Raw genomic sequence first — 24,577 nt, forward strand, 5'->3', positions numbered from 1 at the left:
GGCTGGGAGGCACCCGGCCACCGCACGCGCGCCACCTCGGCCGGTCGGCGCGCCACCTCGGCCGGTCGGCGGGCTACCGCGGCGGCGAGACGGCCGCGGACGGCGCGTGCGCGTCGTCGGGCAGCGGGGCGACCACGACGCCCGCGGGGCGGCGACCGACGACGAGGATGATGGCGAGCCCCGCCACGGTGAGCGCGACGCCCGTCCAGGCGGGCGCGAGGTAGCCCCAGCCGGCGGCGATGACGAGCCCGCCGAGGAACGCCCCGTTGGCGTTGCCGACGTTGAGCGCGGAGTGGCACAGCGCCGCGCCGAGCGACGGCGCCGACGGCGACAGGTCCATGAGCCGCGTCTGGAGCGACAGGCCGAGGATCTGCGACGTGACGCCGAGGAGGAACAGCGACAGCACGGCCGGGACGGGGTGCTGCCCGGTGAGCGCGAAGAGGGCCAGCATCGCCCCGGTCGACACGAACCCGAGGTACACGGTGCGCATCACCGAGCGGTCGGCGAGCCGGCCGCCGAGCACCGTCCCGACCGTCATGCCGACGCCGAAGATCGCGAGCACGAGCGGCACCGCGCCGGACGCGAGCCCCGTGACGCGCGTGACGGTCGGCTCGACGTAGGAGTACACGGCGAACATGCCGCCGAACCCGATCGCGGCGCCGACGAACCCCGTCCACAGCGGGCCGTTGCGCAGGGCGCCGAGCTCGCGCCGCACGCTCGTGTCCTCGTTGCCCGCCCCGGCGGGGATCAGCCGCCACAGCGCCAGGAGCGTCACGAGCCCGAGCGCCCCGACGACGACGAACGCGGCCCGCCAGCCGAGCTGCTGCCCGGCGAACGTGGAGAGAGGGACGCCGACGACGTTCGCGATCGTCAGGCCCGCCATCATCGTCGCGACGGCGCGGCCCCGGCGGCCGGGACCGGCGACGGCCGCACCCACCGCCGCCCCGACGCCGAAGAACGCGCCGTGCGGCAGCCCGGCGAGGAAGCGCCCGGCGACGAGGGTCTCGATGCTCCCCGCCGTGGCGGAGAAGAGGTTCCCGAGCGTGTAGAACGCCATGAGCGCGACGAGGAGCGTCTTGCGCGGCACGCGTGCCGCGGCGACGGTGAGCAGCGGCGCACCGACGACGACCCCGACGGCATAGGCCGTGATCGCGTGGCCGGCGGTCGGGATGGACGTGTCGAGGTCCGTCGCGATGTCGGACAGGAGCCCCATGGTCGCGAACTCGGTCGTCCCGATGGTGAAGCCGCCCATCGCGAGCGCGAGCAGCGCGGGCCCGGCGCCGCGGCCGGCGTCGCGCGGCTCAGGGGCGTCCGACGGCGGTGCGGTCGGGGTGGCGTCGGTCATGGGTGTCCTCGTGCGTCGGTCGGGCGGGTCGGGCGAGCGGCTCGAACCGAGGTGTCGAATCGATTCGAGCCCGGTCGGCGACATCGGCGACGAGAAGAAGGGCAGGCGACCAGTCTAGGCGGAGACGGGCTCGGCGCGCACGACCCACACGTGGTCCGCCGCGCGCAGGCCGAGCTGGGCGGGCGGCGCCGGGCGTGGTTCCGGCGCCGGCTCGACGCCCTCCGCCGGCGGCGACCAGACGACCGAGAGGATGCCCGCGTACTCGCGGCGCTCGCGGACCTCGACGCCCGTGTCGAGGCCGACGCCGATCTCGGCGAGGTAGCGCAGCACGTCGGGGTCGGCGTCGGAGATCCGCACCACCGTGCCGCGGTCGCCCACGACGAGCTCCGCGAGCGGGACCGCGGGCGGGCGGACGACGGTCCCGTCGGCGCCGGGGATCGGGTCGCCGTGCGGGTCGCGCGTGGGGTGCCCGAGGCGCGCGTCGATGCGCTCGATGAGCAGGTCGGAGACTGCGTGCTCGAGCACCTCCGCCTCGTCGTGGACCTCGTCCCACCCGTAGCCGAGCTCCGACACGAGGTACGTCTCGAGGAGCCGGTGGCGGCGCACCATTGCGAGCGCGAGGCTGCGGCCGCGCTCGGTGAGCGTGATCGCGCCGTACGGCGCGTGCTCGAGCAGACCCTGGGCGCTGAGCCGCCGGACCGTCTCGGAGACGGTGGAGGCCCCGACGCCGATGCGCTCGGCGAGGAGCTTCGTCGTCACGCGCTCGTCCGCCCACTCCTGAGCGGCCCAGACGACCTTGAGGTAGTCCTGGGCGACGGGCGTCAGGTCGGTCGGGTGGTCCACCCGACCACCCTAGGTCACGGCGTCCGGCGGGGGCTCAGGGGGTCGCGGACCGGACGAGCTCGAGCCGCACCTCGACCGTCCCCTCGTCGCGCACCTGCACGGGCGCGTCGGGCGGCACCGCGATGCCGAAGTCGGAGAAGCGCACGCCGATCGCCCCGGTCGCGAGCACCCCCTGGCCCGACCGCTGCACGTCGAGCGCGACCGTCACGGCCTGGGTCTCGTCGCGGATCGTCAGCGCCCCCGCGGCCTGGAGCCGGACCGGCTCTTCGGTGGCCGCGAGCTCGCTCACGTCGAGCGACGACGTGAGCGAGAAGAGCGTGGTCGGGTACAGGTCCGTCTCGAGCGCCTGCTGGAGCTGGCGGTCCGCCACGGACGACCCGGTCCGGAGCGCGGTCGTCGCGACGGTCACCGTCGCGGTCTGCAGCTCGCCGTCCGCGACGCGCAGCGTGCCGGTGACGTCCGGCGTGGTGCCGAGGAGCACCGCCTCGTCGGCCGGGACGTCGAGGACGTCCGCGCGGAAGCCCGCCTCGGAGCCCGGCGCGACGACCCACTCGCCGTCCACGTCGAAGGGCCCGGGCGCGGCCGGGGCCGCGGACGCCGTCTCCTCCCCCGGCGACTGCAGACCCAGCGGGGGCGGGGTGCGGCCCTCCTGCACCTCCGAGTACACGAACGGGGCGAGGAGCACCACGACGAGCGCGAGGACCACCGACACGACGATCCAGCGCGTCGACCTGCTCATACGCCCCATCCTGCCGTGCCGCGCAGCGCGCGGCGAGCACCGACGCGCAGCGGCTCAGCCCTCGCCCGCGGGTTCACCCCCGGCCGGGGCATCGGCGGGCGCGTCGCCCTCGGGCACGTCGCCGGCGGGCACGTCGCCCTCGGTGCCGACCTCGGTGCCGGCCTCGTCGGGCTCCTCGACGACCGGCTCGCCGGACGGCGTGGGCCACGCGATCCGCGGCCAGACCTTCGCGGACTCGTCCGTCCCGATCTGCACGAGCTGCCAGTCGACGATGCGCCGCCGCTCGGGGTCGAAGCGCAGCACCGTCATCTCCGCGGTGCCCTTGAGAGGGCCGATGCGGAGCTGGTCCTTGACCGCGCCCGCGGTGCTCCCGCTCACGTACCGGACGCCCCCGCCCGTCCGCTCCGGACCGGACCGGGTGTGCATGTGCCCGGAGACCTGGTTCGGGACGCAGCCGGAGTCGAGCGCCTCGTTCCCCATGCGGGGCGTGTGGATGAGGAGGAGGTCGATCGGGTCGCCGTCCTCCTGCTCGGCGCACGCGACCTCGGTCAGCCGGGCCGCGTACTCCTCCGGCGTCTCCTCGCGGGGCGGCTGGCTGCCGAGCCCGAGCCGCGTCTCGAGCGGGTCGCGGTCGCCGAGGATGCGGATCCCCTCGACCTCGACGACCTTGCCGTCCAGGACGGTCTGGCCGTTCGCGCGCTCCTGCGCCGAGGTCTCGACGCTGTCGTGGTTGCCGTCGGCCACGACCATCGTCACGCCCTTGGGCACCGCGGAGGCGAACGAGTCGACGCAGAACGACTCGACGGCCGTGCCGTTCATCGTGGTGTCGCCGGCGTTGAGGACGACCGACGCCCCCGACCGCTCCACCGCGGTCCGGATGAGCGGGGCCATGCCGGTGTTGCAGTGCAGGTCGCTCACCACGAGGAGCGTGACGAGGTCCTCCTCCGCCGCCGGGGCGGGCCGCGGCGGCGGCTCGTCGCCCGCCTCGGTGTCGGTCTCGGTGTCGGAGCCGTCGGCGGGCGCGCCGGGCTCGTCGGGCTCGTCGGCTCCCGCGTCGGTCCCGTCGTCCGTGCCCGACGTCGTCCCCTCCGTCGCGTCCGGGGCGTCGCCCGTCGCGTCGGGGGCGTCGGAGGACGCGCCGTCGGACGGCTCGTCGGAGGCCCGGTCGTCGGACGTGCCCGACGCGGCGGGCCGCGGCGCGGTGAGGCGCTGGATCCGGTCGCGCCGGTCCCAGGCCGCGACGAGGTGGGCGTCCGCGCGCGCGTAGAAGTCCTCGTTCTCGCGGTAGAGGTCGATGAGCATCGCGCCGTAGGTGTCGACGACGCCCGCGAGCCGGCCCGTGATGCGCGCGCCCTCGAGCGGGGTCCCGTCGAACACCGCCGACGCGCGCTGGGACGGCCCGGCCGTCGTGCCCGGGTCGCTCGCGACGAGCGACGCCCCGACGAGCGAGACGAGCACGACGCCCGCCGTGATCTCGTACGTGCGCGGCGCGACCCGCTCGCTGAGCTCGCGCCGGCGCGGCGGGCCGAGCAGGAGGTAGAGACCCGCACCGACGGCCGCGACGACGAGGATCGCGAACCCCGTGCGGCGCAGCGCGTCGACGACGAGGGCGCGCGCGACGGAGCCGATCGTCTCCTGCGGGCCGCCGAAGAAGCGGAGGTAGTCCTCGAGGTCCTGCGACAGGCCCTCCAGCGTGTCCGCCTGCCCGACGGCCGTGAGGTCGGCGGGGATCTCCTCGACCGTGACGTCGGCGCCCAGGCCGAGCGGTAGCGGCGAGTCGATCTGGATCGTCCCGAGCGGGCCGAGGTCGACGGTGACGAGGCCGTTCGTCGTGACCTCGTACAGCGCCTCGTGCGGGCCGAGGCTGCGCTCGGCCGTCGCCGTCGTGACCCCCCACACGACGCACGGCACGAGGGCGAGCAGGATGCCGAGGGTCCAGCGGACCCAGCGGGGCGGGGTGCGGTGCGGACGGCTCATCACCGCCCAGCCTCCCGGATCGCGGCTCTCGTCGCCAACCGCGAGCGCCGCGCGCCCCGCCGCGAGGGTGCGGCGGGGCGTGCGGGGCGGCGCGTCGTCAGGACTTCGCGCCCCGCAGCGTGACGAGCGCCACGCCCGCGGCGACGAGCATGAGCACCACGCCGATGAGCGACGTCGTGCCGACGCCGCTGCCGAACGCGGCGTGCGCGGAGTCGAGCAGCGCCTGCGCCTGCCCGGCGGGCAGGGTCGAGGCGACCTGGGTCGCGCCGCCGAGCGTCTCGGCCGCGGCGACGGCGTCGGCCGCGGGGACGCCCTGCGGGACGACGACGTTCGCGTGGTACGACGCCGTGAGGATGCTCCCCAGGACCGCCGTGCCGAGCACGGCGCCCACCTCGTACGCGGTCTCGGAGATCGCGGACGCGGCACCCGCCTTCGCGGCGGGGACGGACGACACGATGAGGTCGTTCGACACGGTCTCGGCCGCGCCCACGCCGAGCGAGAGCACGACGAACGCGACCATGAGCAGCGCGAGCGTGCTCTGCCCGGCGCCCGCGGCGACGATCGCGTAGCCCGTCGCGGAGAACAGCAGCGCGACGGCGACGACGTGCGCCGGGCGCACGCGCCGCACCACCCGGACGACGCCGAGCCCGGCGACGATCATGACGACCAGCCCCGGCAGGAGCGCGACGCCCGCCTGCATCGGGCCGAGCCCGAGCACGAGCTGGACGTCCTGCGACACGAAGAACAGGAAGCCGACGAGCGAGAACACGGACAGCAGGTTGACGAGCACCGCGCCGCTGAAGGCGCCGCGCGTGAAGAGGCGCACGTCGATCATGGGGTCGGACCGGTGGAGCTGACGGCGCACGAACAGCACGCCCGCGGCGAGCCCGACGGCGACGCTCACGAGCGCGACGACGCTCGGGCCGGACTTCGCGAAGGTCTTGATGCCGTACACGACCGGGGTCATGGTCGCCATGACGAGCACGATCGACAGGACGTCGATCCGGCCCGGCGCGGGGTCGCGCGACTCGGGCACGAAGAACGGCGCGAGCGCGAGCAGCAGCACGAGCACCGGGACGGCGAGGAGGAAGACCGAGCCCCACCAGAAGTGCTCGAGGAGGAAGCCGCCGACGATCGGCCCGAGCGCGGACCCGGCCGCGAACCCGGCGGCCCAGACGGCGATGGCGAGCCGGCGCTCCTCGCGGTCGGTGAACACGTTGCGCAGGATCGAGAGCGTCGACGGCATGAGCATGGCGCCGAAGAAGCCGAGCGCGGCGCGCGACGCGACGAGCGCGCCGGCGCTGGGCGCGTAGGCCGCGACCACGGAGACGGCGGCGAAGCCCACCGCGCCGGTGAGGAGCAGCCGACGGCGGCCGACACGGTCAGCGAACGAGCCCATCGGCACGAGCAGGCCGGCGAGCACGAGCGGGTAGATGTCGATGATCCACAGCAGCTGCGTCCCGGTAGGGCGCAGCGACTCGGAGATCTGGGGCAGCGCGAAGCTGAGCACGGTGTTGTCGACCGACACGAGCAGCACCGGGAGCATGAGCACGGCGAGCGCGAACCAACGGCCGGCGGCGCCGCGCGCGGGTCCGCGCGTCGCGGGCTCGTGCTGGGCGGTGGTCCCGGTCGGGGTCGTCGTCACGGGGGTCGTCACGGCGAGGGGTCCTTCCACGTCTTCCGGGCGGCCGGGGCGACGCGGTGGCGCCGAACTTCCAGACCGTCCAGACGGTATAGTAACGACGAGACAGACCCTCGTCATCCCACCCGCGACTGTCACGCTCCGCACCGCGCGGTCTCCCCCGACCGGCGCCCCCGCGCAGGCCGCGGGCTCGCGGCTCACCGGCCTGCGGGTCCGCACGGGCCGACTACCCTCGGTGCCATGCCGCCGCCCCCCGCTGCTCGCGCCAAGGTCCTGCGGGCGTTCGCGTCCCTGCTCGTCGAGCAGGGCGAGCGCGCCGCCACGCTCGAGGCGGTCGCCGAGCGCGCCGGGGTGTCGAAGGGCGGGCTGCTCTACCACTTCGGCTCCAAGGACGCGCTCGCCGACGGCCTCACCGAGCACCTCCGGGAGCTCACCGCCGCCGACGTCGAGGCGATGCGCGCCGCCCCCGCGGGGGCGGTCGACTACCTCATCCGCACCTCGACGCTCGTCGACACCGAGTTCGAGCTCGTCTACCTCGCCGTGTCCCGGCTCGCGCAGGGGTCGTACCCGCGCGCCCGTGCCGCGCTCGACGGCGCGCACGACGCGTGGACCCGCGCCGTGCTCGACGAGGTCGACGACCCCGTCGTCGCCCACGCGATCGTCCTGCTCAGCGACGGCCTCTACGCGCACGCGGCGCTGAGCAGCGACGTGCTCGGCCGCGTCACGGGCGGCGCCGAGGGGGACGACGGCGACGGCACCCCGGGCGAGGACCTCGCCTTCCGCGGCCCCCGCCCCGGCGACGACGTGGACGACCTCCTCGGCCTCATCGGCGAGCTCGTCGCGCTGCGACGCCCGGGCGGAGCGCGGTAGCGCCAGAGATCCTGACTGACTCCTGGCCCTGCCGACGAGCGCCACGAATCCCCGGCGCCCCGCCCAGCGGATGCCCCGAGGTCGGGTGTGACACCAGAACTTTCGGTGTTACTCTCGATCCATGCCCACGCTCAGGCCGCGCCACGCGATCACGGAGACGGACGCCGTCGCCCACGCGCTGGCGGTCGCCCGACGCCGGTGGCCCGGTGAGCCCGCGACGCGACTCCTCACCCACCTGATCGAGGAGGGAGCCGCGGCCGTCGAGCACGAGGACGACGTCGCCGAGGCCGAGCGCCGCCGGGCAGTGGCGGCGCTCACGACGCTCTCGGAGCACTACGCGGCGCCCGACTACCTCGACGACGTCCGGGCGGGCTGGGACGAGTGATCGTCGCCGACGCGAACGTCGTGATCGCTGCGTCCAACCCTTCCGACGTGCACCACACCAAGGCGACGTCGCTCGTCCTCGAGCACGGACAGCGCGGGATCGTCCTCCACTCCCTCACCCTCGCCGAGGTGCTGGTCGGTCCGGCGCGAGCAGGCGCCCAGGTACAGGCACGTCACCGCCTGGAGGCGGCCGGGTTCGGCCTCTCCGCGCAGGGCGAGCCCACGCCCGAGGACCTCGCGCTCGTCCGTGCCACCGCCGCGCTGAAGATGCCCGACGCCTGCGTCCTCGCGCTCGCCGAGCTCCTCGGTGTCCCTCTCGCCACCTTCGACTCCCGCCTGGCGAACGCCGCTCGGGCGCGTGGCACGACGGTGCTCGGCCTCGCCCCGTGACTCACGCCGCCGGCGCCGTACGTGTAGACGCCGTAGCGCGCGCCCTCGAGCGCGGCGGGGTTCTCCGGTCACGGGCCGCTCCTGCCCGACGCGGCAAGACCCGGCTCAGCCCTCGTAGGCGGCGCGCAACGGCACCAGGTCGAGCTTGGACTGCGTCATCATCACGTCCACGACGCGCTGCACGCGCACCGGGTCGGGATCCTGCAGCATCGCGAGGAACTCGAGCGGCACGACCTGCCACGACAGCCCGAACCGGTCCTTGAGCCAGCCGCACTGCGACTCCTGGCCACCGTCGGTGAGCGCCGCCCAGTACTCGTCGACCTCGTCCTGGGACTCGCACTCGACGACGAACGACACCGCCTCGGTGAAGGGGAACTGCGGCCCGCCGTTGATGGCGTCGAACCGCTGTCCGGCGAGCTCGAAGTCCGCCGACACGGCGGTGCCGTCGGGCTGGCGGAACACGTCGCCCACCTTCGCGTCGGGGAAGACGCTCGAGTAGAACGTGATGGCCTCCTCGAGGTTGCCGTCGAACCACAGGCTCGGCACGATCGCGCGCATCGTCGTCTCCTTCGCAGGGCCTCGCGGGCGGCCGGTCGACCGCCCACCCGTTCCGACGGGCGCCGGGCGCGGAACTCATCGCACCCGCCCGGGATCGCGCGGTGCGCGCCCGCCCGCCGCCCGGTGCTAGGCGGACGCCTTCTTCCGGGTCGTCTTCGAGGTGGTCGACTTCTCCTTCGTGGAGGCGGCGCGGCTCGTGCTCTTCTTCGCGGCCGGCTTCGACGCCGCCTTCTCCTTCGTGCCCGAGCTCTTGCTCGCGCTCGTCGACCGGGAACCGCTCGACGCCTTGCCCGACGACGAGCTCGCGCGGCCGGAGCCGGACTTCGCGGTCGACCCGGAGCCCGACCCGGACCGTGAACCTGAGCCTGAACCTGAGGCCTTCCCCCCGCTCGCGCGCGAGCTCTTCGACGACGCGACCGACTTGCGCAGCGCCTCCATGAGGTCGATGACCTCCGCGCCCTCGCCCTCCTCCGGCTGCTCGCCGAAGGTCTCGGCGGTGTCCAGCGCGTCGCCCTGCTCGAGCTTGGCCTCGATGAGCTGGCGGAGCTGCGCCTGGTAGTCGTCCTCGTACTCCTCCGGCGTGAAGTCCGCCTCGAAGCTCGCGACGAGCTGCGCCGACATGGCGAGCTCCTTGTCGGTCACCTTCGCCTCGTCGTCGAGCGAGGGGAACGCGGCCTCGCGTACCTCGTCGGCCCACAGCAGCGTCTGGAGCACGAGCACGTCGTCCCGCACGCGCAACGCCGCGAGCCGCGTGCGCTGCCGGAGCGCGAACTTCACGATCGCCGTCCGGTCGGTCTCCTCGAGCGTGCGCCGCATGAGCACGTACGCCTTGTTGGACTTCGAGTCGGGCTCCAGGTAGTAGCTGCGGTCGAGCAGGAGCGGGTCGATCTGCTCGCTCGGCACGAACTCCACGACCTCGATCTCGCGGCTGCGCTCGGCGGGGAGCGCGGCGAAGTCCTCGCTCGTCAGCACGACGGTGCGCTCGCCGTCGTCGTACGCCTTGTCGATGTGCTCGTACGGCACGACCTCGCCGTCGATCTCGCACACGCGCCGGTAGCGGATGCGGCCGCCGTCCTTGTCGTGGACCTGGTGCAGCGGCACGTCGTGGTCCTCCGTCGCGGAGTACACCTTGACCGGCACGTTGACGAGGCCGAACGTGATGGCGCCCTTCCAGATGGCCCTCATCCGTCCATGGTGGCGTCACCGGCGCCCGCCCGCGAGGGATACGGCGCGACGTCGGCACCCGCGTGTGGGTGGCCCGCGGCACCATGGACGGGTGGCGGGGACGAGGTTCGAGTTCGAGGCCGAGCTGTGGCGGTGGGAGGCGCGCACCGACAGCTGGGTGTTCGCCGCGCTCCCGGAGGACGTGAGCGACGAGATCGCGGAGCTGCCGCTGCCGCCCGCGGGGTTCGGCTCGGTCAAGGTCGAGGTGACGCTCGGGGCGCAGCGCTGGTCCACGTCGGTGTTCCCCGACGCGCAGCGCAAGACGTTCGTCGTGCCGATCAAGGCCGCGGTCCGCCGCGCCGAGGGCGTCGACGTCGGCGACCGGGTGCGGATCGGCGTCGAGACGCTGGTCTGAGCGGCCCGACGTCGTCGCGCGGCCCGTGCGGGCGCGTCGCCTCAGCCGTCGTGGCGGCGTTCGTGGAACGCCTCGTCGGCGACCTGCGCCGTCCGCATGAAGCTCTCCATCACCTCGCGCGGCGTGGCGAGCTCGTCCGTGTTCTCGACCGGCTCCGGCACGCCGTCGAGGCTGCGCACCTCGTCGTGGATGCGCTCCATCGTCGTGTCGAGGGTCGCGGCGACGTCCGCCGCGAGCTTGAGCGCGTCCGTCAGGTGCTGAGGGACGTCCCGCTGGTACTTGTAGTAGATCTTGTGCTCCAGGCTCGCCCAGAAGTCCATGGCGATCGTGCGGAGCTGGATCTCGACGACGACGTCCTCGACGCGGTCGGAGAGGAACACCGGCACCTGGACGATGAGGTGCAGGCTCTTGTAGCCGTTGCCCTTCGGGTGCGCGATGTAGTCGCGCTCCTCCAGGACCGTGAGGTCGCGCTGGCCCACGAGCAGGTCGCGCACGCGGTAGATGTCGGAGACGAACGCGCACGTGACGCGGACGCCCGCGACGTCGAACATGTTCTCCCGCACGCCCTCCGGCGTGAGCGGGATCCCCTTGCGGCGCGCCTTCGCGACGATCGACTCGAGCGACTTCAGGCGCGAGCCCAGGTGCTCGATCGGGTTGTCGTCGTGCACGTGCCGGAACTCGTCGCGGAGCACGGTGATCTTCGTCATCACCTCGTCGATGCCGAACTTGTAGTTCATCATCAGGCGACGGAACTCGCGGACGCGGGGACCGATCTCCGCGGGGAGCGGTACGTCGTCGGTCGTCAGGTGCGTCACGGTGATCCTCTCGGTCCGGCATCGACCCCGGGCGGGCTCCCCGGCCGGTCGGACAGCCCCACCCAGTGTCCACGGTCGAGGACGCCGAGAAGTTCCCGCCACGGCGGGCGACGCCGTCGGGCCCGCGCCACGATGGGCCCATGGCCACCACATCCAGCCGGGCGGGCGAGACGGTGAACGTCGGTGGTCACCGCCTGCGCCTCACCAACCTGGACAAGGTCCTCTACCCCGCCACCGGCACGACGAAGGCCGACGTCCTCGCGTACCTCGCGGCCGTCGCCGACGTCATGCTCCCCCACTGCGCCAACCGGCCCGCGACGCGCAAGCGGTGGCCCGACGGCGTCGACGGCCAGGTGTTCTTCCAGAAGAACGCGGGCCAGGGCGTCCCGTCCTGGGTGCGCACGCGACGCATCCAGCACAAGAGCAGCGCCAACGACTACGTGCTGGTCAACGACCTCGCGACCCTCACGTGGCTCGGCCAGACGGCGTCGCTCGAGCTCCACGTGCCGCAGTGGCAGTTCGGTCGCACCGGGGCGCACCTCGACCCCGACCGCCTCGTCCTCGACCTCGACCCCGGCCCGGGGGCCGGGCTGGCCGAGTGCGCGGAGGTCGCACGCCAGGCGCGGCAGATCCTCCAGGGCATGGGCCTCGAACCCCTGCCCGTGACGAGCGGGTCCAAGGGCATCCACCTGTACGCCGCGCTCGACGGCAAGCAGGACGCCGCGGCCGTCTCCGCCGTCGCGCACGAGCTCGCCCGCTACCTCGAGGCCGAGCACCCCGACCTCGTCGTGAGCGACATGAAGAAGTCGCTGCGCGGCGGCAAGGTGCTCGTGGACTGGAGCCAGAACAACGGCAACAAGACGACGATCGCGCCCTACTCGCTGCGCGGGCGCGAGCACCCCACCGTCGCCGCGCCCCGCACCTGGGAGGAGCTCGACGACCCGGACCTGCGCCACCTCGACCTCGACGAGGTCGTCGAGCGCGTGCGCACCCTGGGCGACCCGCTCGCCGCGCTCACGCAGGGTCACCTCTCCGCGCTCGAGCCCACGCCCGCGCGCATGGCGACGTTCGAGCGCAAGGGGGGCGCGGCGTCGGGCAGCGACGCCGCAGACGGCGGGACGGACGACGAGCGGCCCGACCGCCTGCACCGGTACCGCTCCATGCGCGACGCCGGGCGCACGCCCGAGCCCGTCCCGGACGAGGCGCCGCCGCCGAGCGCGGGCAACAGCTTCGTCATCCAGGAGCACCACGCCCGCCGCCTGCACTGGGACTTCCGGCTGGAGCACGACGGCGTGCTCGTGAGCTGGGCGCTCCCGCGCGGCGAGCCGACCGACCCGAAGAAGAACCACCTCGCCGTCCAGACCGAGGACCACCCGCTCGCCTACGGCTCGTTCGAGGGCACGATCCCGAAGGGCGAGTACGGCGCCGGCGAGGTGACCATCTGGGACGCCGGCACGTACGAGCTCGAGAAGTGGCGCGACGGCGAGGAGGTCATCGTCACGCTCCACGGCGAGCAGCACGGCACGCGCCGCCTCGCGCTCATCCACACGGGCGGCCGCGACGGCCGCGACGAGGACAACTGGCTGATCCACCTCATGGCGCCGAGGCCGGGCCGTCCGGGCGAGAGCGCGCGGGGTCGGGGCGCCGGGGGTGGGGAGGAGGCGCCGGGTCTACCATCCGCGGCTCGTCCCTCGCCGCTCCCGCCAGACCCGCCACGACCCGGCACCTCCTCCCCACCCCCGGCTTCGCGGTCGGCTCGCGGCGCGTCCTCGCCCGACCACGACGACGCGCCGGAGCCACGGCCCGCGCGGACGGACTGGCGACCCATGCTCGCGTCGCCCGCGTCGGCGGGCGACCTGCACGACGGCGACGCGTGGGCGTTCGAGATGAAGTGGGACGGGTTCCGGACGCTCGCGCACGTGTCCGAGGGGCGCGTGCGGCTCGTGAGCCGCTCGGGCAAGGACATGTCGGTGACGTACCCGGAGCTGCAGGCGCTCGCGGAGCAGGTCCCGGCCGAGGCGCTGCCGGTGGTGCTGGACGGGGAGATCGTCGCGCTCGACGCGCGGGGGCGGCCGAGCTTCCGGCGCCTCCAGCAGCGCGCGAACATCGCCAAGCCGGGGGACGTCGCCGCGGCGCGACGGCGGGTCACGGTCGACCTCATGGTGTTCGACGTCCTGGAGACCGGCGGGCGGTCGCTCGCGAAGCGCCCGTACGACGAGCGGCGCGAGGTGCTGGAGGACGTGCTGCGCGACGCCGTCGCCCCGGTGCACGTGCCGCCGGTCTTCGACGGGGACCTGGAGGCCGCGATGGAGACGTCGAGGCGGCTGGGGCTCGAGGGCGTGGTCGCGAAGCGGCGCGACGGGACGTACTCGTCGGGCCGCCGCTCGGCGCTGTGGCTGAAGCTCAAGCACGCGCAGTCGCAGGAGGTCGTCGTGGTCGGGTGGCGGCCGGGCCACGGCGAGCGGACGCACCTCGTCGGGTCCCTGCTGCTCGCCGTGCCCGACGACGGCCGGCTCGTCTACGTGGGCCGGGTCGGGTCGGGCTTCACGGACGCCGAGCGGCGCGACCTGGTCGCCGAGCTCGACCGGATCGGGCGCACGACGCCGCCCGCGGTGGGCGTGCCGCGCGAGGACGCGCGCGACGCGCACTGGGTGTCGCCGCGGCGGGTCGCGGAGGTCGTCTACGCGGAGTGGACGGGTGCCGGGGAGGGCGACGGCGACGACGTCCCGTTCGGCAAGCTGCGCCATCCCGTGTGGAAGGGGTGGCGCCGGGACAAGTCGCCGGACGACGTCGTGCGGGAGGCGCCCGCGACGCTCGAGGGCTGACCCGGCTGCGGTCCTCGGTCGGTCGCCGCATCGCGCCCGCGGAACGCTCGGACGATTGGTATACCATTTGGCCATGGCTGCCCCTCCCCTCCCGCGCCGTGCCGACCGGCCCGCGGACCGCCGGCCGCGCCGCGCGGCGGCGTGGGCCGCAGCGCTCGGTGTCGCCGTCCTCGCCGCGTGCACGCCCGGCGGGGCGGGCGACGACGCCGCGCCCGCTGCACCGCCGAGCCCGGCCGCCTCGCCGCAGGCTCCGGCGACGACGCCCGCGGACGGGCCGACGACCCCCGCGCCCGACGCCGTGCCCGCCGTCGAGACCCCGCGGTTCCTGCTCGCGACCGAGGCGGAGTCCGACGGGCTCGCGGTCGTCGACCCGAGGATCCGGGAGGGCAGTGCCGTCGTCGACCGCATCGAGGTGGGGGCCGCGCCGTGGGGCGTCGCCGTGCACGCCCCGACGATGCGCGCCTACGTCTCGACGGCCCAGGGCGTCGCCGTCGTGGACCTCGCGACGCGCGAGCGGGTCGACCTCCTCCCCTACCGGGACGCGCCCGCGCGCGTCGCGTTCGGCGAGTACCGCCGCGGCGGCATGGGCATCGCCGTCTCGCCCGACGGCGCCCGCGTCCACGTCGCCGTCCACCGCGGCGACTCGTCGACGCTCGAGACGATCGACGTCGCGTCGCGCGAGGTCGTCGCGAGCACCCCCGTGGGGCTGCGACCGTTCGACGTGCTCGTCGCCGCCGACGGCAGCGAGGTCTACACCGTCGACCACGACGCGTTCTCCGTGCACGTCGTCGACACCACGACGTTCGAGGCCCGGCGGATCGAGGTCGCGCCGTTCGGCACGGACGGCGGCCTCGCGTCGTTCGAGAAGCCGCACTACGCGGTGCTCGACGACGACGGCTCGCTCCTGCTGCCCTACCAGGGCCGCGTGCTGGTCCGCCTCGACCCGGCCACCGGCACGACGACGACCGTCGCCTCGGCGGCGGACAGCCACCAGCACGGCGTCGCGCGCGCGCCCGACGGCCGCGTCGTCGTCGTGGGCAACGGCCCGTTCGGCAACGCCACCGGCGGGCCGAACGTGACGGTGCTCGACCCGGCGACCGGCGCCGAGCAGGTCGCCCCGCTCACGCGACGCCACGAGACCGTGACGACGTGGACCGACCCCGCGACGGGCCGCCCGAACGCCGTGCTCGCCGGCGGGTACACGCAGGCCGAGGCGTGGGACGGCGCGACCGTCGTCGACCTCGGCACGCTCGACACGTACGAGATCCAGATCCCCGGACGGCCCCAGGTCGTCGTCCCGCTGCCGGAAGGACCCGCCGCATGACCACCGCCCGCACCCCCGAGACCGTCACCGTCCTGCGCGACGTCCGCCCCTGGGGCGGCGAGCCGGTCGACCTGCACGTCGCGGACGGCCGCATCGCCGCGGTGACGCCGCACGACCCGGCGGCCGGCACCGTGCCGGAGGACGGGGTCGTCGACGGCCGCGGCCTGCTCGCGCTCCCGGGCCTCGTCAACGCCCACGCGCACGTCGACAAGAGCTGGTGGGGCCGGCCCTGGGTGAGCTACGGCGGCGAGGCGACGACGCAGGGCCGCATCGCGCACGAGCGCGCGCACCGCGACGAGCTCGGCATCCCGGGCGTCGACGTGACGCTCACGGTGCTGCGCGAGTTCGTGCGGCACGGCACGACGGCGATCCGCACCCACGTCGACGTCGACCTCGGCCTGGGGCTGCGCGGCATCGAGGTCGTGCGCGAGGCGCTCGCCGCGCTGGACGGCGCCGTGCACGCCGAGATCGTCGCGTTCCCGCAGGACGGCGTGCTGCGCCGGCCCGGGGTGCTCGACCTGCTCGACGCGGCCGCCGCCGCGGGCGCCGAGCACGTCGGCGGCCTCGACCCGGCGTCGATCGACCGCGACCCCGTCGGCCAGCTCGACGGGCTGTTCGCGATCGCCGAGCGCCGCGGCGTCGGGATCGACGTGCACCTCCACGACGGCGGGGACCTCGGCGCGTTCCAGGTCGAGCTCATGATCGACCGCACCCTGCGCGCCGGCCTCCAGGGGAAGGTCAACGTGGCGCACGGCTTCGCGGTCGGCGACGTCCCGGCGTCGCGCCAGGCGGACCTCGTCGCCGCGATGGGCGAGGCAGGTATCACCATGACCACGGTCGCGCCGATCGGCGCCGCTCCCCTGCCCGTGCACGCGCTGCGCGCGGCGGGCGTCGCCGTCGGGCTCGGCACGGACGGCATCCGCGACCTGTGGTCCCCCTACGGGACCGGCGACCTCCTCGCGCTGACGACCCAGCTCGCCCGCCTCTCGCGCTTCCGGTACGACGAGGAGCTCGTCACCGCGGCGCGCGTCGCGACGTCCGACGCCGCGCGCTTCGTCGGCCGCGACGTCCACGACCTCGTCGTCGGCGCGCCCGCGGACGTGGTGCTCGTCGACGCGGAGAACGTGCCCGACGCCGTCGTGCGCGCCCCGCGCCGCGCGCTCGTCGTCGCGGGCGGCCGGGTCGTGGCCCGCGACGGCGACGTGCTCGTCTGACGTCGCGGGCCCCGAGCCGTCAGGCGCGCGGCGCCCTCGCGTGCGCCAGGGCCCAGTCGAGCGCGTGGTCCGCGACCGCCTCCCACCCCGGCGCCGCGCACGTCCAGTGGTCGCGGCCTGCGAACTCGTAGTACTCCGTGAGCGCGGGCGAGGCCTCCCAGTGCTTGGCGTTCGAACGGTTCACGGCCGGCGGCATGATGTGGTCCTGCTCCCCCGCGACGAAGAGCAGCGGCGCCCGGTCCGCCGAGTAGTCGACCCACGTGTCCTGGTGCCCGGGCTTGAAGTTGGCGACGAGGCCGTACTCCCACACCCAGTGGCCGGGGGCGGGGATCGCGTACCGTTCCCAGACCGCGCGCGACGCCTCCTCGCTGAGCGTGTTCGTGAACGCGTAGTGGAACTCCTCGGGCGTGAAGCCGACGGCGCGGTGCCGGTTCGCGGGGTTGCGCAGCGCCGGGAAGAGGGAGCGCGCCTGGGACACCGGGGTGACGCGCACGCCCTCGGTGGGCGCCGAGTCGATCACGACGCCCGCGGCGCCGAGACCCCGCGCGAGCAGGAGCTGGGTGAGGGTGCCCCCGAACGAGTGGCCCATGATGATCGGCGGCGCGTCGAGCGCCTCGATGACGGAGGCCAGGTGGTCCAGCGTCTCCGGGACGGTGAGGTCGGCGATGAGCTGCGGGTTCTCCCGGAGCCCCTCGACCTCGATCTCGAAACCGGGGTAGCCGGGCGCGAGGACGGTGAGTCCCTGCTGCTCGTAGTGCGCGACCCACCCCTCCCAGCTCCGGGGGGTCATCCAGAGGCCGTGCACGAGCACGACGGTGTCGGGGCGAGGATCGGGAGGCGACCCCGCGGGTGCCTCGGCGGGGGTCGGGGAGCGGTCGACGTCGGTCATGGCCGGGTCCTCTCAGGCTCGGTGGCGGTGGAGAAGAGCGGGGACGCCACGTCGCGTCCCCCCGGCCGGCACCCCGCCGACCTGTCCTTCGAGAACTGTGCGCGGTGCCCTCCGTCGGACGCTACCGGTCCCCGGCGCCGGGCGACAGACCCTCTGCCCTCCGCCGTCGATGAGTTTCCGGGCCCGGGTGCGTCTACCCCGCGACACCCTCGGGCCAGGCGCCCGCGACACCGGAGGACCGCATGAGCACCCAGATCTTCGTCAACCTGCCCGTCCAGGACCTCGACGCCGCCAAGGCGTTCTACACCGCGCTGGGGTACACGGTGAACGAGCAGTTCACGGACGAGAACGCGTCCTCGATCGTCCTCAGCGACACGATCTACGTGATGCTCCTCACCGCGGAGTTCGCGCAGCGGTTCACGAACAAGGCGATCGCCGACGCGACCGCCACGACCGAGGTGATCAACGCCCTGAGCGTCGGCTCCCGCGCCGAGGTCGACCGGCTCGTCGACGCCGCGTTCGCCGCCGGCGCGACGGCGGTCAAGGACCCCCAGGAGGAGGGCGGTTTCATGTACTCGCGGAGCTTCGCCGACCTCGACGGGCACCAGTGGGAGGTCCTCCACATGGACCCCACCGCGTTCGAGGGCTGACCGCGCCGCGGGAATCCGTCGGGCGCCCGCGGGGTTGCCGCCCGTATGCGAGCCATCACCTACTCCCGCTACGGCGGCCCCGACGTCCTCGAGACGACCGACCTCCCGACCCCCAAGGTCGGCCCCGACTCCGTCCTCGTGCGCGTGCGCGCCGCGAGCGTGAACCCGGTGGACTGGAAGGTCCGGGAGGGATACCTCGACCAGGTCATGGACGCCGTCTTCCCCGTCGTGCCCGGCTGGGACGTCGCGGGCGTCGTCGAGCGCGTGGGCCTGGACACCCCCGAGCTCCAGGTCGGCGACGAGGTGTACGGGTACGTGCGCAAGGACGTCGTGGGCGGCGAGGTCTCGGGCGGCACGTTCGCCGAGCTCGTCGCGGCGCCCGTCCGGACGCTCGCGCGCAAGCCGGCTGCGTGGTCGTTCGAGGAGGCGGCGGCCGTGCCCCTCGCCGGGCTGACGGCGTACCAGACCATCCGGCGCACCGGCCTCGCGGCGGGCCAGACGGTGCTCGTGCACGCTGCCGCCGGCGGCGTCGGGTCGTTCGCCGTCCAGATCGCGAAGGCGCTCGGGGCGCGCGTCCTCGGGACGGCGTCGGAGCGCAACCACGACTTCCTGCGCTCGCTCGGCGCGGAGCCGGTGACGTACGGCGACGGGCTCGCGGAGCGGGTCCGGGCGCTCGCGCCGGAGGGCGTGGACGTGGTCCTCGACTACGTGGGCGGCGACGCGCTCGACTCGGTCCCGCAGGTGCTGCGCGACGGCGGCACGGTCGCCTCGATCACGGACGCGCGGGCACGCGACGAGCTGGGCGGGCACTACGTGTGGGTGCGCCCCGACGCGGCCGACCTCACCGAGCTCGCGCGGCTCGGCGACGAGGCCCTGCTGCGCCCGGAGATCGCCGAGGTCTTCGACCTCGCCGACGCCGCCGACGCGCACCGCGCGAGCCAGTCCGGGCACGTGCGCGGCAAGGTCGTCGTGCGGGTCTGACCCTCCGAGACCGGCCCGGGCGGCGCCCGATCGACCCGCCGCAGGCCGGTCCGGCACGTCCGGGCCGGTCGGGCGGGCCGTCAGGCGGTCCGCGATTCGCCCGGCAGCTCCCGCAGCGGCGACGTGAGGTCGCCGCCCGCGTCGCCCGTGTTGACCGTCCCCTGCCGCTCGACGAGCACCGCGGAGGTCTCGACAGCGGCACGCGGCCGGTGCTCGACGCCCCGCGGCACGACGAACAGGTCGTGCGGGCCCAGCACGACCGCCCGCTCGACGCCGCCGTCGCGCAGATCGATCGTCAGCTCGCCGTCGAGCACGAGGAACAGCTCGTCGGTCTCGGGGTGCGTGTGCCAGACGAACTCGCCCAGCACCTTCACCACCTTGACGTCGGCGTCGTTGAGGCTCGCCACGCGGTGCGGCTGCCAGTGCCCGTCGAACGTGTCGAGAGCGGCGAGGAGGTTGCGCACGTCGGTCATGCGAGCAGCCTGCCACCCCCGGACCCGACCCGGCCGCCCGAGCGGACCCGCGGAGGACCGACGTCGAGCCGCTCGGGTCGATCTCCGCGGCGAGCGGTGCCACGCTGGGTTCATGTCGAGCACCGATGCCGCACGTCCGGGGGCCGCGTTCGGTCCCGAGGTCTACGCCGCGCGTCGCGAGCGCGCCGCCGCGCACGCGCGCGAGGCCGGCCTCACGGGGCTGCTCGTCTCGCCCGGCCCCGACCTCGCGTACTTCACCGGGTACGCGCCGCCGGAGACGGAGCGGCTGACGCTGCTCACGATCCCCGCCGAGGGGACCGGGACGACCGGCGGGGCGTCCGTCGTCGTGCCGCTGCTGGAGCGGGGCGACCTGGCCTCCGCCCCGGGCGCGGACGGCCTCGACGTCGTGACGTGGCGCGACGGCGACGACGAGCACGACGCCGCGGCGCGGCTCCTCGCCGCGGACGGCACCTACGCCGTCTCGGACGCCACGTGGGCGCTGCACGTGCTCGGGCTCCAGCGCGCGCTGCCCGGCGCCCGCCTCACCGCGTTCTCCGACGCCGTCCCGACGCTGCGGGCCGTCAAGGACGCCGCGGAGGTGGAGCGCCTCGCCGCGGCGGGCGCGGCCGCCGACGCCGCGTTCGCGGACGTCCTGGGCGTCGCGTTCGCGGGCCGGCGCGAGCGGGACGTCGCGGCCGACCTCGACCGGTTCCTGCGCGAGCACGGGCACGAGCAGGTCGACTTCACGCTCGTGTGCTCCGGCCCGAACGGCGCCGACCCCCACCACGACGCGGGCGACCGCGTCATCGAGCCCGGCGACCTCGTCGTGCTCGACTTCGGCGGGCTGCGCGACGGGTACGGGTCGGACACCTCGCGGACGGTGCTCGTCGCGGGCGGCACGGACGACGCCCTCGCGGACCAGCAGCGCGAGGTCTACGACGTCGTCCGGCGCGCGCAGCAGGCCGGGGTCGACGCCGTGCGCCCGGGCGCGACGTGCCAGGACGTCGACCGCGCCGCGCGCGCCGTCATCGTCGACGCGGGCTACGGCGAGCAGTTCGTGCACCGCACCGGCCACGGCATCGGCACGACGACGCACGAGCCGCCGTACATGGTCGAGGGCGAGGACCGCCCGATCGAGCCCGGCATGTGCTTCTCCGTCGAGCCGGGCGTGTACCTGCCCGGCCGCTTCGGCGTCCGGATCGAGGACATCGTCGTCGCGTTCCCGCCGGACGTGCCCGACGGCGCGCGTCGCCTCAACACCTCGACCCACGACCTCCAGACGGTGCGCTAGCTGTAGTTCCTCGGGAGGTTGTGAACGGCGTGGCCTGAGCTGAAGGAGCGAGGACCTCCGGTATCGAAGGGGTTACCACACCAACCTTCGGACCGGAGGCCCTCGTGACCCACGCTAATGCGCCGCTGACCCCAACGGGCCGTGCCCGCCTGGCCAAGACGATCGTCGATGACGGCTGGCCGGTGCGCCGCGCGGCCGAGCGATTCCAAGTCTCGCCCGCGACGGCATCGAAATGGGCCCGCCGCTACCGTGCCGGCCTTGCCATGACTGACCACTCCAGCCGCCCGCACCGCAGTCCCCGGCGTTGCTCACGACAGCTCGAGCGGCGCATCGTGGCGGTGCGGTTCACCCGCCGCTGGGGGCCACACCGCATCGGCTACCACCTTGGCGTTCCGCGCGCGACGGTCGGGCGGGTCCTGGCCCGCTACCGGATGCCGCGCCTGGCCCACCTGGACCAGGCCACCGGGCTACCCGTGCGCCGGACTGCAGCCCACCGCTACGAGGCAGCCGCCCCCGGAGAGCTCGTGCACGTCGACATCAAGAAGCTCGGACGGATCCCGGACGGCGGTGGCTGGCGGGCCCATGGTCGCGGCTCGGCCCAAGACCGCGCCGCCGGCGTGATCCGTGATCGAGCCGCACGAGCAGGAGCCGCGGGTTCACGCGGATACCGGTTCTTGCACCATGCCGTGGACGACCACTCCCGACTGGCGTACTCCGAGATCCTGTCAGACGAACGCAAAGAGACCGCCGCAGCGTTCTGGACCCGAGCCTGCACCTACTTCGCGAGCCTCGGGATCGAAGTCACCGCGGTCATGACCGACAACGGCGCCTGCTACCGGTCCAAGGACTTCACCGCAGCACTCGGCCAGATCAAGCACCGACGCACCCGCCCCTACCGGCCTCAGACCAACGGCAAAGTCGAGCGATTCAACCGCACCCTGGCCGCCGAATGGGCCTACGCCACCACCTACCCCAGCGACACCGCGCGCGCCGCGACCTACGAGGCATGGTTGCATCACTACAACCACCACCGACCCCACACCGGTATCAGCGGCCAGACCCCCTCAGATCGCGTTCACAACCTCACGGGGAAGTACAGCTAGCCGTCGGCACGGCGGGCTCGGGACCTCGAGCCGGCCCCCGCCTCAGCCGCTCTGGGCCCCTCCGGCGCCGGCGGCGCGCACACGGTCGTTGCGGATGCCGACCCAGCTGAGCACGCCGCCGAGGACGAGCAGGGCCGCCGTGACGAGGAGCGAGCGGTGGAAGCCGTCGAGGTCGAGCACGCCGCCGACGATCACCCCCGCGAACGCGATGACGACGAGCCCCGCGACGCGCGACACCGCGTTGTTCACCGCGGAGCCGATGCCGGCGTCGGCCGCGGGGATCGAGCCGAGGATCGCCGACGTCAGCGGCGCGACCGTCATCGCGAGGCCCAGGCCGAAGAGCACGAGACCCGGCAGGACCTGGGTGACGTAGACGGCGTCGTCGGTCGTCGTGAGCAGGAGCAGGTAGCCGGCCCCGCCGACGATCGGGCCGAGCGTCATGAACAGGCGCGGGCCGTAGCGGCCCGCGAGCGCCCCGAACCGCGTCGACAGGGCGAGGAGCACGAGCGTGACGGGGAGCTGGGCGAGCCCGGCGGCGGTCGCGCTGTACCCGCCGACCTGCTGGAGGAAGAGCGTGACGACGAACCCGCCGAAGTACAGCGCGCCGTAGATCGCCGCGGTCGCGAGGTTGCCCCACGCGAAGTTGCGCACCCGGAACAGGCGCGGCGGCAGCATCGGGTCCGGGGCGCGGCGCTCCCACCCCACGAACGCGACGAGGCACACGACCCCGACGGCGAACGGCCCCCACACCACCGGGCTCGCCCACCCGAAGCGGCCCTGCTCGATGAGCGCGAACACCGTCCCCGCGAGCCCGACGGCGGCGAGCGTCGCCCCGAGCGTGTCGATGCGCCGTCGGCCGCCCGGGCCCACCGCGGCGCCCGGCTCCTCCGCCGCGGACCGGGGCACGCCGCGCAGCAGCCACAGCGTGACGGCGACGGGGAGCACGTTGATCCAGAAGACCCAGCGCCACGAGATCGCGTCGATGAGGATGCCGCCGAGCAGCGGCCCGACGAGCGACGCGGTGCTGGTCCACGCGGTCCAGGAGCCGATCGCGCGCGCCTGCCGCTCGCCGTCGAACGTGGAGATGATCATGGCGAGCGAGCTGGGCACGAGCAGGGCGCCCGCGACGCCCTGGAGGCCGCGCGCGACGACGAGGACGAGGCCGTCGGGCGCGAGCGCGCACGCGACCGACGTCACGGCGAACCCGACGAGCCCGATCGCCATGATGCGGCGGCGCCCGTGGACGTCCGACAGCGACCCGGCCAGGAGGATGAGCGCGCCGAGCGTGATCATGTACGCGTCGACGACCCACTGCTGCAGCGCGAGGCCGGTGACCGGCCCGGTGGTGAGCTCGGCGGAGATCGCGGGCAGCGCGACGTTGACCACCGAGCCGTCCAGGAACGACACGAACGACGCGAGGACCGCGACCACCAGCACCCGCTGCTGCACCGTCACGCCCTCACGCTACGACGGTCGCGGCGATCAGGCGTTGGGAGCGACGTCCGTCCCCGCCCCGCGGCGGCGCGGCACGACGCGCGACGGCGCCGTCCGCCCGGCGGGTCCAGGCACCTCCTCGACCTCGAGGCCGGCGTCCGCGATCATCGCGAGGTCCGCGGCGGCGTCCTGCCCCTCCGCCGTGAGGTAGTCGCCGAGGAACAGCGAGCTGGCCACGTGCAGGGCGAGCGGCTGGAGGGCTCGCAGGTGGAGCTCGCGCCCGGCGCCCAGGCGCAGCTCGGCCCGGGGCAGCGCGAACCGCGCGGCGGCGAGGATCCGCAGGCACCGTTGCGGCGTGAGCTCGTGCCGGCCGGCGAGCGGCGTCCCCTCGAAGGGCACGAGGAAGTTGACCGGGACGGAGTCCGGGTCGAGCGCCCGCAGCTCCAGGAGCACGTCGACGAGCTGCTCGGGGGTCTCCCCCGCCCCCGCGATGAGCCCCGAGCAGGCCGACAGCCCGGCACCCTGGACGCGCCGGACGGTCGCGACGCGGTCCGCGTGGTCGTGGGTCGTGCAGATCTCGGGGTAGGCGTCCTCCGACGCGTTGAGGTTGTGGTTGTAGGCGGAGGCGCCCGCGTCGCGCAGGCGCTCGGCCTGGCCGTCGGACAGCAGCCCGAGGCACGCGCAGACCTCGACGCCGGGATGCTCCTCGACGATCCGGGAGACGACCCCGCAGACGCGGGTCACGTCGCGCTCCGTGGGGCCGCGCCCGCTCGCCACGAGGCACACGCGCGACGCCCCGGCGTCGATCCCCGCGCGCGCCGCACCGAGCGCCTCGGGCGCGCGGAGCCACGTGTACCGCAGGATCTCCGCCGCGGACCCGAGACGCTGGGAGCAGTACGTGCAGTCCTCGGGGCACAGCCCGGACTTGAGGTTGACGAGGTAGGCGAGCTTCACGCGCCGGCCGAACCACCGGCGTCGGACCCGGGCGGCGGCCGCGACGACGTCGAGGAGGTCGTCGTCGTCGGTCGCGAGGACCGCGAGGAGGCTGTCCGCGGACGGCACCTCCTCGCGCGTCGTGGCGGAGACGAGGTCGTCGAGCAGCGCGGCGAGGTCGTGGTCCATGGGTCGATCGTGGCGACGCGCGCCGCGCGGGCCCGTGCACGATCTCTCCAGCGTCCGGCCGCACGGACGGGAGAGCCCGACGACGCGTTGGTGACGGCCCACAACACCGGTGCGGCGGGACCGTCGCTC

23 protein-coding genes are annotated in these 24,577 nt (G+C 74.5%); 11 read left to right on the forward strand and 12 right to left on the reverse strand.

Going from position 1 to position 24,577, the window contains the following annotated elements; translation table 11 throughout:
• Positions 1 to 73: 73 nt before the first annotated feature.
• The 5 genes from B9L22_RS15935 to B9L22_RS15955 form a co-directional block, all read right to left on the reverse strand.
• Entirely contained in the window at positions 74 to 1,345 is a 1,272-nt protein-coding gene (locus tag B9L22_RS15935) for an MFS transporter (protein WP_086151114.1), read from the reverse strand.
• Positions 1,346 to 1,459: 114 nt separating this feature from the next.
• Positions 1,460 to 2,188, reverse strand: coding sequence for a metal-dependent transcriptional regulator (locus B9L22_RS15940; protein ID WP_086151115.1), 729 nt, complete (start codon positions 2,186 to 2,188; stop codon positions 1,460 to 1,462).
• Between the two features lie 34 nt (positions 2,189 to 2,222).
• On the reverse strand, positions 2,223 to 2,927 hold the full coding sequence (locus tag B9L22_RS15945) for a YceI family protein (RefSeq protein ID WP_143317349.1): 705 nt from the start codon (positions 2,925 to 2,927) through the stop codon (positions 2,223 to 2,225).
• Positions 2,928 to 2,981: 54 nt separating this feature from the next.
• The gene (locus tag B9L22_RS15950) at positions 2,982 to 4,904 is read right to left on the reverse strand and encodes a metallophosphoesterase (RefSeq protein WP_198947319.1); all 1,923 of its coding nucleotides are present in this window, start codon (positions 4,902 to 4,904) and stop codon (positions 2,982 to 2,984) included.
• A 97-nt stretch (positions 4,905 to 5,001) separates the two neighbouring features.
• A complete protein-coding gene (locus tag B9L22_RS15955; RefSeq protein ID WP_233140190.1) occupies positions 5,002 to 6,561 on the reverse strand; it encodes an MFS transporter in 1,560 nt (519 codons plus the stop codon).
• Positions 6,562 to 6,786: 225 nt separating this feature from the next.
• Between B9L22_RS15955 and B9L22_RS20650 the strand changes: the two genes are divergently transcribed.
• The 3 genes from B9L22_RS20650 to B9L22_RS15970 all read left to right on the forward strand — a co-directional run bounded on the left by B9L22_RS20650 (position 6,787) and on the right by B9L22_RS15970 (position 8,190).
• Entirely contained in the window at positions 6,787 to 7,416 is a 630-nt protein-coding gene (locus B9L22_RS20650; protein ID WP_198947320.1) for a TetR/AcrR family transcriptional regulator, read from the forward strand.
• Between the two features lie 121 nt (positions 7,417 to 7,537).
• On the forward strand, positions 7,538 to 7,801 hold the full coding sequence (locus tag B9L22_RS15965; protein ID WP_086151118.1) for a hypothetical protein: 264 nt from the start codon (positions 7,538 to 7,540) through the stop codon (positions 7,799 to 7,801).
• Positions 7,798 to 8,190, forward strand: a complete 393-nt coding sequence (locus B9L22_RS15970) for a PIN domain-containing protein (RefSeq protein ID WP_255376925.1) — start codon at positions 7,798 to 7,800, stop codon at positions 8,188 to 8,190. Before B9L22_RS15965 ends, B9L22_RS15970 begins: the two co-directional genes overlap by 4 nt.
• Before the next feature lie 105 nt (positions 8,191 to 8,295).
• On the opposite strand, the gene B9L22_RS15975 is transcribed toward B9L22_RS15970, so the two are convergent.
• Both B9L22_RS15975 and B9L22_RS15980 read right to left on the reverse strand, forming a co-directional pair.
• The gene (locus tag B9L22_RS15975; protein WP_034653489.1) at positions 8,296 to 8,748 is read right to left on the reverse strand and encodes a VOC family protein; all 453 of its coding nucleotides are present in this window, start codon (positions 8,746 to 8,748) and stop codon (positions 8,296 to 8,298) included.
• Positions 8,749 to 8,874: 126 nt separating this feature from the next.
• Positions 8,875 to 9,933, reverse strand: coding sequence for a Ku protein (locus B9L22_RS15980; RefSeq protein ID WP_086151120.1), 1,059 nt, complete (start codon positions 9,931 to 9,933; stop codon positions 8,875 to 8,877).
• Positions 9,934 to 10,024: 91 nt separating this feature from the next.
• Here B9L22_RS15980 and B9L22_RS15985 point away from each other — a divergent pair, with 91 nt between their 5' ends.
• Positions 10,025 to 10,327: a DUF1905 domain-containing protein gene (locus tag B9L22_RS15985; protein ID WP_031315545.1), complete on the forward strand. Its 303-nt coding sequence runs from the start codon at positions 10,025 to 10,027 to the stop codon at positions 10,325 to 10,327.
• A gap of 41 nt (positions 10,328 to 10,368) precedes the next feature.
• Here B9L22_RS15985 and B9L22_RS15990 read toward each other — a convergent pair whose 3' ends face one another.
• Positions 10,369 to 11,067 (reverse strand): GTP pyrophosphokinase family protein, encoded by a 699-nt coding sequence (locus B9L22_RS15990; protein WP_074809919.1) that lies wholly within the window; start codon positions 11,065 to 11,067, stop codon positions 10,369 to 10,371.
• 215 nt (positions 11,068 to 11,282) lie between these two features.
• On the opposite strand from B9L22_RS15990, the gene B9L22_RS15995 reads away from it, so the two are divergent.
• The 3 genes from B9L22_RS15995 to B9L22_RS16005 all read left to right on the forward strand — a co-directional run bounded on the left by B9L22_RS15995 (position 11,283) and on the right by B9L22_RS16005 (position 16,505).
• Entirely contained in the window at positions 11,283 to 13,967 is a 2,685-nt protein-coding gene (locus tag B9L22_RS15995) for an ATP-dependent DNA ligase (protein ID WP_086151121.1), read from the forward strand.
• Between the two features lie 73 nt (positions 13,968 to 14,040).
• Positions 14,041 to 15,291: a YncE family protein gene (locus tag B9L22_RS16000; RefSeq protein WP_198947321.1), complete on the forward strand. Its 1,251-nt coding sequence runs from the start codon at positions 14,041 to 14,043 to the stop codon at positions 15,289 to 15,291.
• Positions 15,288 to 16,505: an amidohydrolase gene (locus B9L22_RS16005; RefSeq protein ID WP_086151122.1), complete on the forward strand. Its 1,218-nt coding sequence runs from the start codon at positions 15,288 to 15,290 to the stop codon at positions 16,503 to 16,505. Before B9L22_RS16000 ends, B9L22_RS16005 begins: the two co-directional genes overlap by 4 nt.
• Positions 16,506 to 16,524: 19 nt before the next feature.
• Here the strand turns inward: B9L22_RS16005 and B9L22_RS16010 are convergent, their stop codons facing one another.
• Complete coding sequence (locus tag B9L22_RS16010; RefSeq protein ID WP_086151123.1) at positions 16,525 to 17,394, reverse strand: alpha/beta hydrolase; 870 nt, start codon at positions 17,392 to 17,394, stop codon at positions 16,525 to 16,527.
• Positions 17,395 to 17,636: 242 nt separating this feature from the next.
• Here B9L22_RS16010 and B9L22_RS16015 point away from each other — a divergent pair, with 242 nt between their 5' ends.
• Both B9L22_RS16015 and B9L22_RS16020 read left to right on the forward strand, forming a co-directional pair.
• The gene (locus B9L22_RS16015) at positions 17,637 to 18,044 is read left to right on the forward strand and encodes a VOC family protein (RefSeq protein ID WP_021482782.1); all 408 of its coding nucleotides are present in this window, start codon (positions 17,637 to 17,639) and stop codon (positions 18,042 to 18,044) included.
• A gap of 45 nt (positions 18,045 to 18,089) precedes the next feature.
• The gene (locus B9L22_RS16020) at positions 18,090 to 19,025 is read left to right on the forward strand and encodes an NADP-dependent oxidoreductase (RefSeq protein WP_086151124.1); all 936 of its coding nucleotides are present in this window, start codon (positions 18,090 to 18,092) and stop codon (positions 19,023 to 19,025) included.
• 80 nt (positions 19,026 to 19,105) lie between these two features.
• On the opposite strand, the gene B9L22_RS16025 is transcribed toward B9L22_RS16020, so the two are convergent.
• On the reverse strand, positions 19,106 to 19,498 hold the full coding sequence (locus tag B9L22_RS16025; RefSeq protein WP_086151125.1) for a cupin domain-containing protein: 393 nt from the start codon (positions 19,496 to 19,498) through the stop codon (positions 19,106 to 19,108).
• A gap of 112 nt (positions 19,499 to 19,610) precedes the next feature.
• Between B9L22_RS16025 and B9L22_RS16030 the strand changes: the two genes are divergently transcribed.
• Positions 19,611 to 20,789, forward strand: coding sequence for an aminopeptidase P family protein (locus B9L22_RS16030; RefSeq protein WP_086151126.1), 1,179 nt, complete (start codon positions 19,611 to 19,613; stop codon positions 20,787 to 20,789).
• A 104-nt stretch (positions 20,790 to 20,893) separates the two neighbouring features.
• Positions 20,894 to 21,892, forward strand: coding sequence for an IS481 family transposase (locus tag B9L22_RS16035; protein ID WP_086151127.1), 999 nt, complete (start codon positions 20,894 to 20,896; stop codon positions 21,890 to 21,892).
• 42 nt (positions 21,893 to 21,934) lie between these two features.
• Here the strand turns inward: B9L22_RS16035 and B9L22_RS16040 are convergent, their stop codons facing one another.
• Entirely contained in the window at positions 21,935 to 23,347 is a 1,413-nt protein-coding gene (locus tag B9L22_RS16040; protein ID WP_086151128.1) for an MFS transporter, read from the reverse strand.
• 27 nt (positions 23,348 to 23,374) lie between these two features.
• Positions 23,375 to 24,448 carry a biotin synthase BioB gene (bioB, locus tag B9L22_RS16045; RefSeq protein ID WP_086151129.1) on the reverse strand — a complete coding sequence of 358 codons (1,074 nt, stop codon included), beginning with the start codon at positions 24,446 to 24,448 and terminating at the stop codon, positions 23,375 to 23,377.
• Between the last annotated feature and the right edge of the window lie 129 nt (positions 24,449 to 24,577).

This window comes from Cellulosimicrobium sp. KWT-B, from assembly GCF_002127155.1.
In the GTDB taxonomy this organism is placed as follows: Bacteria; Actinomycetota; Actinomycetes; order Actinomycetales; family Cellulomonadaceae; genus Cellulosimicrobium; species Cellulosimicrobium funkei.

Coding starts and splice junctions, on each gene's coding strand:
- B9L22_RS15935 (WP_086151114.1), bottom strand. CDS start 1,345: ATGACCGACGCCACCCCGACCGCACCGCCGTCGGACGCCCCTGAGCCG.
- B9L22_RS15945 (WP_143317349.1), bottom strand. CDS start 2,927: ATGAGCAGGTCGACGCGCTGGATCGTCGTGTCGGTGGTCCTCGCGCTC.
- B9L22_RS15950 (WP_198947319.1), bottom strand. CDS start 4,904: ATGAGCCGTCCGCACCGCACCCCGCCCCGCTGGGTCCGCTGGACCCTC.
- B9L22_RS20650 (WP_198947320.1), top strand. CDS start 6,787: ATGCCGCCGCCCCCCGCTGCTCGCGCCAAGGTCCTGCGGGCGTTCGCG.
- B9L22_RS15965 (WP_086151118.1), top strand. CDS start 7,538: ATGCCCACGCTCAGGCCGCGCCACGCGATCACGGAGACGGACGCCGTC.
- B9L22_RS15975 (WP_034653489.1), bottom strand. CDS start 8,748: ATGCGCGCGATCGTGCCGAGCCTGTGGTTCGACGGCAACCTCGAGGAG.
- B9L22_RS15980 (WP_086151120.1), bottom strand. CDS start 9,933: ATGAGGGCCATCTGGAAGGGCGCCATCACGTTCGGCCTCGTCAACGTG.
- B9L22_RS15990 (WP_074809919.1), bottom strand. CDS start 11,067: ATGATGAACTACAAGTTCGGCATCGACGAGGTGATGACGAAGATCACC.
- B9L22_RS15995 (WP_086151121.1), top strand. CDS start 11,283: ATGGCCACCACATCCAGCCGGGCGGGCGAGACGGTGAACGTCGGTGGT.
- B9L22_RS16000 (WP_198947321.1), top strand. CDS start 14,041: ATGGCTGCCCCTCCCCTCCCGCGCCGTGCCGACCGGCCCGCGGACCGC.
- B9L22_RS16005 (WP_086151122.1), top strand. CDS start 15,288: ATGACCACCGCCCGCACCCCCGAGACCGTCACCGTCCTGCGCGACGTC.
- B9L22_RS16010 (WP_086151123.1), bottom strand. CDS start 17,394: ATGACCGACGTCGACCGCTCCCCGACCCCCGCCGAGGCACCCGCGGGG.
- B9L22_RS16015 (WP_021482782.1), top strand. CDS start 17,637: ATGAGCACCCAGATCTTCGTCAACCTGCCCGTCCAGGACCTCGACGCC.
- B9L22_RS16020 (WP_086151124.1), top strand. CDS start 18,090: ATGCGAGCCATCACCTACTCCCGCTACGGCGGCCCCGACGTCCTCGAG.
- B9L22_RS16025 (WP_086151125.1), bottom strand. CDS start 19,498: ATGACCGACGTGCGCAACCTCCTCGCCGCTCTCGACACGTTCGACGGG.
- B9L22_RS16030 (WP_086151126.1), top strand. CDS start 19,611: ATGTCGAGCACCGATGCCGCACGTCCGGGGGCCGCGTTCGGTCCCGAG.
- bioB (WP_086151129.1), bottom strand. CDS start 24,448: ATGGACCACGACCTCGCCGCGCTGCTCGACGACCTCGTCTCCGCCACG.